At 67.6% G+C, this 1,659-nt stretch carries 2 protein-coding genes; one reads left to right on the top strand and one right to left on the bottom strand.

Annotated features, from left to right (window positions below; genetic code table 11):
* Positions 1-80: 80 nt before the first annotated feature.
* A complete protein-coding gene (locus tag AB0915_RS39125) occupies positions 81-644 on the bottom strand; it encodes a DinB family protein (RefSeq protein ID WP_366696164.1) in 564 nt (187 codons plus the stop codon).
* A gap of 127 nt (positions 645-771) precedes the next feature.
* Between AB0915_RS39125 and AB0915_RS39120 the strand changes: the two genes are divergently transcribed.
* Positions 772-1,659 (top strand): IS701 family transposase (locus AB0915_RS39120; RefSeq protein ID WP_366696166.1); only part of this gene is annotated, 888 nt, incomplete at its 3' end.

Here is a 1,659-nt window from a genome sequence, read left to right as displayed (position 1 = left end):
CTAGTACTCCAGCTGTAGATCGTGATCTTGCTGCTTGGCTGTGCGTCAGGAGCGTGGCAGGCGTCAGAGCGCCGTGCCGACTACGTCGCCGTCAGCCCTTGCTCCGCGGCGAAGCTGTGAAGGTAAAGGTCGCGAAGGACGCCGATTTCGGCACCGTGGTGAGCGGCTTCGTCCAAGGCGTGGAGGGCCAGCAGTAGGTAGCTCTCGTGACCGTAAACGCCAGCGCGGGAACCCATGGGTTGGAGGAGACGGTCATCGCCGAGGGACTCGACCTGGGTTCGGAATCGGGACCAGTCGTTGGCCATCATCTGGACGCCCTCGGTCGCTGTGCCCGGCCACAGGTGCCGGTCGTCGCCGCTCTGGGATTGGCCCTCGAAGAAGCGGCCGTAGCCGCGCAGGCAGTCGGCCCCGATGTGCCAGATTCGCCAGGCGATCGTCGTGAACGGCGCCGGGCGGACATCGCCTGTGGGCCGTGGGTCGGCACGGAACACGCCATCCGCATCCGCCCGGAGTGTCATGCACGAGGCGACGGGCTCCCAGAGGTACTCGGCGTCGGTGAGGCCGTCAAGGCGAGCGAAGGTTCTGGAACGTACGTCGTCAAAGGTTTCGAGCAGGTCGCGGGTGACGGGGCCGGGCGAGGTCATTGGCTACTCCAGGTCGCCGACAGGTGCGGCCACCGGTGATCATCGGTGTGTGAAGACAGAAGATCAGGCGGTGACCGCAGGTCACAGCATAGATCCTGCCCGTTGGCAGGACACGTTCGAGGTCCTGATGGGCCGTATCGCGGGGCGGTTTGCCCGGGTGGAACCGCGACGCCGTGCACGGGCGTTCGTGCTCGGGCTGTTGTCCGACCTGCCGCGCAAGAACTGCTGGACGCTGGCCGAACACGCCGGGGATGCGACCCCGTATGGCCTGCAGCATCTGCTGTCGAGGGCGAAGTGGGATGCCGACGCGGTCCGTGACGATCTGCGCGGCTTCGTCGTCGAGCAACTGTGCGATGAGGAAGCGGTGTTGGTGGTCGACGAGACCGGTGACCTGAAGAAGGGCACGGCCACAGTGGGTGTGCAACGCCAGTACACCGGTACCGCCGGACGGATCGAGAACAGCCAGGTCGCCGTCTATCTCGCCTACTCGACCGGCCGGGGCCACGCGGCAATCGACCGGGAACTGTATGTGCCGCGGTCGTGGACCACGGACACGGCCCGCTGCCGGTCCGCTGGGATCCCCGAGGAGGTCGGCTTCGCCACGAAGCCCCAACTCGCCGTCCGCATGATCAACAGGGTCCTGGATGCCGGGGTCCGTGCCCTCTGGGTGGCCGCAGACGAGGTCTACGGAGGCAATCCGCAACTGCGGGGCGCTTTGGAAGACCGACAGACCGGCTACGTCCTCGCGGTCGCCTGCGACCACCAGATCGCCACCCGGGCGGGGAAGGTGCGGGCCGATGCCCTGGTCAAGAAACTGCCGAAACGGGCCTGGCAGAAGGTCTCCGCAGGCGCCGGCGCCAAGGGGCACCGCTTCTACGACTGGGCCCTGGCCGAGGTGGCGGACGAGGGGCCCGGTCACCGCAGTCTGCTCGTCCGCCGCAACCGCAGCAGCGGCGAACTCGCCTTCTACCGCTGCTACTCGGCCAGCCCGGTGCCGCTGGCCACACTGGTGCGG

The organism is Streptomyces sp. NPDC048411, from assembly GCF_040704695.1.
In the GTDB taxonomy this organism is placed as follows: domain Bacteria; phylum Actinomycetota; class Actinomycetes; order Streptomycetales; family Streptomycetaceae; genus Streptomyces.
The sequence above is the reverse complement of the archived record's forward strand: the minus strand, read 5'-3'. Positions and strand labels throughout refer to the sequence as shown.

Bases quoted from the DNA above. Each gene is read 5' to 3' on its own strand.
- AB0915_RS39125 (WP_366696164.1), bottom strand. From the start codon at position 644: ATGACCTCGCCCGGCCCCGTCACCCGCGACCTGCTCGAAACCTTTGAC.